This is a genomic window from Armatimonadota bacterium (genome assembly GCA_020354555.1).
Taxonomy (GTDB): Bacteria; Armatimonadota; Hebobacteria.
In genome coordinates this window covers 1,237,994-1,244,263 of record CP070648.1, presented here as the reverse complement: position 1 = coordinate 1,244,263, position 6,270 = coordinate 1,237,994, and the positions used below count along the sequence as shown (strand labels likewise).

Annotated in this window: 9 protein-coding genes; 4 read left to right on the top strand and 5 right to left on the bottom strand. The window is 65.4% G+C overall.

All coding sequences use genetic code 11. The features are described 5' to 3' along the window. Positions 1 to 190 (bottom strand): hypothetical protein (locus JSV65_05095; protein ID UCH35730.1); only part of this gene is annotated, 190 nt, incomplete at its 3' end. A gap of 100 nt (positions 191 to 290) precedes the next feature. Between JSV65_05095 and JSV65_05090 the strand changes: the two genes are divergently transcribed. From JSV65_05090 to JSV65_05080, 3 genes are all read left to right on the top strand, one after another. Continuing rightward, complete coding sequence (locus JSV65_05090) at positions 291 to 494, top strand: MerR family transcriptional regulator (GenBank protein ID UCH35729.1); 204 nt, start codon at positions 291 to 293, stop codon at positions 492 to 494. 257 nt (positions 495 to 751) lie between these two features. Continuing rightward, complete coding sequence (locus JSV65_05085; GenBank protein UCH35728.1) at positions 752 to 1,561, top strand: hypothetical protein; 810 nt, start codon at positions 752 to 754, stop codon at positions 1,559 to 1,561. Positions 1,562 to 1,635: 74 nt separating this feature from the next. Further along, positions 1,636 to 1,875, top strand: a complete 240-nt coding sequence (locus tag JSV65_05080; GenBank protein ID UCH35727.1) for a hypothetical protein — start codon at positions 1,636 to 1,638, stop codon at positions 1,873 to 1,875. A 201-nt stretch (positions 1,876 to 2,076) separates the two neighbouring features. Here JSV65_05080 and JSV65_05075 read toward each other — a convergent pair whose 3' ends face one another. The 3 genes from JSV65_05075 to JSV65_05065 all read right to left on the bottom strand — a co-directional run bounded on the left by JSV65_05075 (position 2,077) and on the right by JSV65_05065 (position 3,734). After that, positions 2,077 to 2,250 carry a hypothetical protein gene (locus JSV65_05075; protein UCH35726.1) on the bottom strand — a complete coding sequence of 58 codons (174 nt, stop codon included), beginning with the start codon at positions 2,248 to 2,250 and terminating at the stop codon, positions 2,077 to 2,079. A 249-nt stretch (positions 2,251 to 2,499) separates the two neighbouring features. After that, entirely contained in the window at positions 2,500 to 2,679 is a 180-nt protein-coding gene (locus tag JSV65_05070) for a hypothetical protein (GenBank protein ID UCH35725.1), read from the bottom strand. A gap of 542 nt (positions 2,680 to 3,221) precedes the next feature. After that, positions 3,222 to 3,734: a zinc ribbon domain-containing protein gene (locus JSV65_05065; GenBank protein UCH35724.1), complete on the bottom strand. Its 513-nt coding sequence runs from the start codon at positions 3,732 to 3,734 to the stop codon at positions 3,222 to 3,224. A 693-nt stretch (positions 3,735 to 4,427) separates the two neighbouring features. Between JSV65_05065 and JSV65_05060 the strand changes: the two genes are divergently transcribed. Beyond that, the gene (locus JSV65_05060) at positions 4,428 to 4,643 is read left to right on the top strand and encodes a hypothetical protein (protein ID UCH35723.1); all 216 of its coding nucleotides are present in this window, start codon (positions 4,428 to 4,430) and stop codon (positions 4,641 to 4,643) included. A gap of 377 nt (positions 4,644 to 5,020) precedes the next feature. Here the strand turns inward: JSV65_05060 and JSV65_05055 are convergent, their stop codons facing one another. Continuing rightward, the gene (locus tag JSV65_05055) at positions 5,021 to 5,905 is read right to left on the bottom strand and encodes a prepilin-type N-terminal cleavage/methylation domain-containing protein (protein ID UCH35722.1); all 885 of its coding nucleotides are present in this window, start codon (positions 5,903 to 5,905) and stop codon (positions 5,021 to 5,023) included. Positions 5,906 to 6,270 lie beyond the last annotated feature (365 nt).

Genomic DNA, 6,270 nt, shown 5'->3' with positions numbered 1-6,270 from the left:
CGTACTGGGTCCGCTCATGCCGTCCGGCCAGCAGTTCCGCGGGGACGCCGGTCGGCGTCATCCCTGTGGCCGAGAAATAGGAGGCCGCCTCCGACGGATTCCAGATAACGCGTTCTGCGATTACCGCGTGTGGCTCGGCAATCCAAGAACCCGAGTGCACCTCATGTCGCTTATCGAGGCGGGAGGTCATTGGCGGATTTCCTATGGGAAGTCCTATGTTCTTAGACCAGCACAGACATGCTATGTTACCAACACGATGCAAGAAGCGCAACTCAGGAGGAAGTGACACCATGGAATCGTTGCTCAGAATCGGGGATGCGGCGAGGGCCCTCGGAGTGTCTACGCTTACGGTGAGACGGTGGGAGGCCGCTGGCTTAGTGCGATCACTGCGCGACGCACGCGGCTGGCGTTACTTCAACCGAGAGGACATCGAGCGACTGCGCCAGTGGCGTGATCCGAATCCCGACGGAGGGCGGAAGGGCAAGGAGAGGTGAGAGCAAACGACAAGCGCCGCTCCGGCTGGGGGTCGGGAAACCAGCAGCGCGGAGCGGCGGCAGGCGGGCCGCTTGGCAGGTCTGAGACGCAAGCGGGGCGCCCCGGTGGGAGCGAGATACCTGGCGTGCCCGCAACGGTCGCAAGTGATGGGCGGGGGGACGATACCGCACGGCTCCCCGCTTGGAGACCGGACCGGCGCGGCGTTTTCATCCGGAAGGCGTGGATTGGTGTTGGCAAGTGGCTCTGGGACTGGCCCGTGGCGGCGACATACCTTTACCTGCTCGATGCTGTGAGCCACGAGATCGAATTACCCGACGGTCGGCGGATCGGGTTGGTGGCAGGTCTGACGCCCGTCACGCTAGCCGCAATCGCCGAGGGCATCGGCTTGGCTGGGGAACCAATCAAGACTGCTCGTAACGCTGTCAGCCGGGCGATCGCTTTGCTGGAGAAGCACGGCGTCATTCTGGTTCGCCGGTGCGGGCGCGACGGCCTGCGGGTCGCCATACTCGATTCGCCGCGGCGGTTCAAATTGAAGGGTCAGGTGACTCCGCTCGCCCAGGTGCCCGACCGCCGTTTCAAGCACTTTCCTGAATTGAAGGCTCTGTGCGAAGTGTCCGAACGTCCCGGATTCTCGGGACATTGGTATGGCCAAACGTCCGGCACTACCGGGACATTAGACGACAATGGTCCCGGAATGCCAGGATCTTCTGAAGCGGAAGGCGACCTACCACTCTTGGATACACACACAAAAGCTGATAACCACCCGTTGACGTCGCCTGACGGCGACGCCTCCGGGGGGAGCCTGTATATGCATACACCTCGTGCCGGAGAGGCGAACGGCGAGGCGTGTGCGCCTAAGCCTGCCCTTGAGGAAAGCGGCGACGCCGAGGGGGGCGACACTTCTGCGATAACGCCCGAAGACCAACTCCTTGCTTCTATTCGGCGCGGGGACTTCGCTCTGGCTCCGCGAGGGACGGACCGCGACGCCTGGGAGCAGGCGCGGCGGCGGTGGATGCTGGAGCAGGCCGAGAGGCTGACGGCGGCGACGCCGCCTGCGACGGCGTGATGGTAGGCGCAGCGCGGAGAGCGAACCGGGCACCACTGCCAGGCACGACGGCGGAACTGGCCGGAGAGTGAATCATGAATGAGTCGGGGCACGGTCTGGTCGAGCGTTACCTACAAGAGCACCCGCCGCGGAAGGGGTACGTGACGCGGCGCGAAGTGATGGCGTGCTGCGTGGAGTGCCTCAACCTGCGGGGCAATGGGTGCCGGAGCGGATGGGATTGCCTGGTACCGGAGTGCGTGTGGTACGCGCGGATGCCGTGGCGCGGGAAGCCCATGCCGAAACGGCTGCAGTCGGCCGATGCGACGGCCGCATAGCTTCCGTTCTTTTCGCTCCTCGAGTGGGGCTGCGGGGGTGAGGACGAGGGAAGGCAGCTGGTGGCTGCGGCAAGCCGTCCAGCGCATCGCTTCTTAGCTCATTCGATGGTCATTGCGCGGAGCATACTCACCGCCGGGGCGTTGGTGGGGCGCTGTCGGCGGGGACGCAGGCATCGGGCAGGCTGCCGGCGACCGGCGGCGCTATTCCGTTGCGGCATCGCGCGACAGGCTGCGCTGGAGTGCCAGGGTATGCGTGAGATCCCCCCGAGTGATCGCCCCCATGTCGATGAGGATCTCGCCGATGAATCCGGGCCTCGAGCGCTGCTGCACGAGCGCTTGTTCCAACTGCTGGCGGCTGATGATGCCGCGCTGCACGAGGAGTTCTCCTAACCTATGTTGGAACCGCGACGCCATCTCCGTACCCTCCGCTGTAGCTCCGTACACGATAGCGCAAGTCGGTACGCGAGGCAAGCAGTGAAGGAGTGCCAGTTCGGCGCGCGGGCCTGAGATGAAGAGCCCAGCGGGCGGCCGCACTGCCGGCATTCTGCTGTCGCTAGCGCGCACCCGTCAGCAGCGAAGCGGGTGTGGGGAAACGTCCCCAGCCCTGGAAACGAGCGGACCCTCTCAGCGGTCCCGGAGCCATCGGGTGACCTCCGCCTTGGTGTCTCGCAGTTCGCGCTCCAACTGCTCAACGCGCTCGAGGAGGGCATCCTGTCTTCGCACTGACGTTTGCCTCGTTGGGTCCACGCCGACATACAGCTCGAGGCATGCGATTCGCTTCTCCAGGTCTCCCAGGTCAGTCATGGGTCTGCATCCTCGGCGACCTACGCGCCTTCTTCTGCACCCCGGGTTCTTCGGGCCAGGCCCCTACCACGCCCCCCGCCGACTGTGGCGCGAGTACGGCGGTCCACGGTGCCCATGCTCGCAGCAAGAACAGGCCACAGTCCGACCGGGGCTCCTGGCACGACTTCGGGCGGCAACAGGCTCGCGGCGACCCGGTTCGGATGTGTGGCGTCGCTGTGGGTTGCGACGGCAGTGGTAATCCCTGCTCCAGCCACTTCCGCCCCCCAGTGGTGTGCACCTTCCGCCTGGCGCGCCGCTTCTCATCTCATTTCCTGCCCATTACGCGGAACATATTCACCGCCAGGGCGTCGGCGCGGCGGGCGGATCAGCGGCAGGTCTGCTTCGCTTATGCTGCGCCCTGGCTGACCACCTTTCGCCTCCTGACTCGGCCCCCGCCGCCACCGCGATGGGCGCGGCCGTTACCCTTTACTGCGTGGTGACCTGCGGACCGTGAGATCCCCATTTGCCGGAGGCGTGCCTGAACCGTGGGCCGAGCTTTTCGTCTAGAGCGATTTGGGGCGCGGCCTTGTGGCGCCCAGGGCAAGGAGCACGATCCCGAGGCCGACGAATACGATGGCGCTGAGTACGCCGGCAGGAGTGATGGTGTTGCCCGGCGACCCCGAGATAGACGGCGCGGGGCCGACCACGTGCCGGATGCCGATGCCGACGACGTATCCGCCGAACCATGTGGCCAACCCCCGCGGGAAGCCCAGGGGCAGGAAGAACGAACGCGCGACCAAGGCCAGCCCCGCGGCCAACTGGGGCAGCTGCATCCTGGGACCCGCGCTGAGCGCGACCATGACCAGGAGGCCGCCGATGACCAGGCCGGTAACGCTGACGCCCCTCGCCAGCCCGCGCGGCGCCCGCGAAGCGAGACCGGCAGTCGAATCCGCTTCGTCGGCCCATACCAGGCCTATGCCGCAAGCCTCGCACTTCGTGGCTGTGGCGGGGTGCTCTCGTCCGCATCGCGGACAGGACAGGACGTTGGGGCGTTCTCGGGAACCGTTGCCACTCACGGACCTGATTCTCCGCTCTCTCTGCTCTCGTCATGCATTCCAGGCCCAACGGGCAGCAGCGCCAACAGGAGCCGGCACGGCGAGGAGGGGGACGGCCACTCATCCTGAGCGGGCCTTGCTCGCCGCGCCGGCAGTTCGTAGATTCGCCGTGCCGGCCTGCGTGCCTTCGTCGAGGAATCGGCAAACGCCGCGCGAGACGACAGGAAAGACGGCGCTTTCGCGGTACTCAGTTGCTGCGGCGAAGCCAGCGGGGTTGCAACAGGCGAGCCATACGATCCTCCGCTCCGCTGCTTCGCCGCCTGTTGCTACGGCCGATTCAGCGCCCGCGTCTGAACCGCGAGGCCGCCGTCGAACACGTTGCCGGCAGGCGCTCGTGGTGGGGAGGCTACAACGGCTGGCGATGCGCTGCGCGTCGGCGAGGTCGCGGCTCGGAGATGCGACATGACCGTGGCCGAGCATCGTGCGACGCGCGTCAAAGCGGAGTCGGCGACGAACGGCCCGGTGTTGCTCCGCATAGTGCAGGCCGGTGCGTCACGAGGGCAGTGCCGCCCTCGCCTGGGAGAAATCTTCTGTCGCGTCATTCCGATATGTGACGCCTGTGGTAGAATACACGCGGTGGGCGGTTTCGTTGCTGAGAACAACAGAGCGCAGCAGGGACAGCGCGAGCGGGGATCGCGATATGGAGGTGACCTGATGCCCATCGATTGCCTTCTCGAGAGCAATCAGCTCAGGGCGCTGACAATAGCGCGTGCGATGGGCTGGGAAACGACGCGCAAAGGCGATGGTGTCCACGTTGTGCTGCCGGACGACTGGGCCGACCTCGTTGCGCGGAGCGTGCACAAGCGAATGCGAGTCACTCCCGAGTTCCAGGTCGGGATTCGACGAGCGTCGGAGCGGAAGGAACAGTGAGCCGGCCGTGCCGGACGCTGGCCGCGAATGGAGTAGACGTTAGACGGCGCCGGAGTGATGGGATATCGCGCCGGGGTGCAGCCGTGGGTCGCGCCGCGACGCCGCCGCCTCTTGTCCTGAGCTGAACGTGGGGGAAGCCCGATGGTGCGCGAGGGTGAGTGCAATCAGCTTCACAAGGAGAGCGTCCGGCGAAGCTTTGCGACACGTCGCCGCGTATGCGGCTTCGCGAAGCGGCGTGTCGCGGCCTTCCCATCGCGGGAGCTGCCGCGTCCGAGCGAGAAAAGGCGGCCCGCCCCGTTCGCTGTCGGGGCGGGCCGAACCAGACAAGCCATGGCGTCGCGCTTATCGTGCCGCGCGACACACGCGATGCTCACGGATCACTGCATCTCGTTAGGCATGGCCAGCAGGGCGAGCATCTGGTAGAAGCCGAGGCGCATGTACTTGACGTGACCGTCCACGAACGCAACGGGCATACAGAACGGAATCGTGGGCGGGTCGCCGCCGAGCTCGACCGGTGTCAAGTGCAGGGTCGCGTAGTCCTGGCTATAACCTTCATGCGCGCCGACCGAGAAACATCCCGCCATGGATTTCCACACCGGGTCGTCGAAATTGCCGACGGCCTGGGTGCAGGCCCAGTACTCGGAGGCATCGTCCGAGGCGCCGACGTAGCCGAGGATGATGCAGGCATCCCACATGCGGCCGATGGTGCCGACGTAGGACTCAGCCGAGCCGGTGCCGTAGGGGTAGTGCATGCAGCCCCACCAGTAGGAACCGCAGCGCAGCCATGGATACCAGGTGTCGCTGCCGTGAGTCCAGTTACCGGTCTTCAGCACCCCGATCGCGGGGCCGGAAGTCAGCGCCTGCGTCTCCATTGACAGCGAGGCGTCGCGGCGGCTGATTGTCGGGCACACGAACAGGTCGAGGCTCTTGACATACGGGAGCAGCACGTCGGCGATCTGCCAGTAGTCTATCGAGCCGAGGCTGGCCGCCTGAGCATCCGCCCACGTCGGCTGAGGGGACACCGGGATAATGGGGTGCGAAGTGGCGAACCCGGTACCGCCCGCCGCCGGCAGCACCTCGTCATAGTCCTGCGCATACATCAGCGCCGCAAGGGCGATCTGCTTCAAGTTGGACAGACACGTCGCCTTCCTCGCCGCCTCGCGCGCCCGCGCGAAAACGGGGAAGAGGATGGCGGCAAGGATTGCGATGATCGCAATCACGACCAACAACTCGATCAGGGTAAAACCACGATTCTTTCGCATACTGATGCGCCTCCTTTTGGCAACGCGAAAGCAATGGTTCTGTGCTCTCAGTGCTTAGGCATGATTCAGACTTCCCGCCTGCTTGTCACCTCCTTTCGACCTCACTGTGTCTGCGGGAGCCACGCCCACTTCGAAGCGCTGCAACATGATACACTCGCCCCAGGGCCGCTCCAGCCCAAGCGAGCGTAGCGAGTTAACGAACAAGACGACTTGTTCTGCCCGCACCGGGGCCGGACGCGTTGGCACGCGGCGAACACCCCGCACGCGTGAGCATAATCGCTGCGGAAGCACGCGGATGCAGCCTCCGCAGCCTACTTACAGTCTATCACTCCGGGAGCGCGGGAAACTGAACATATACGATATGT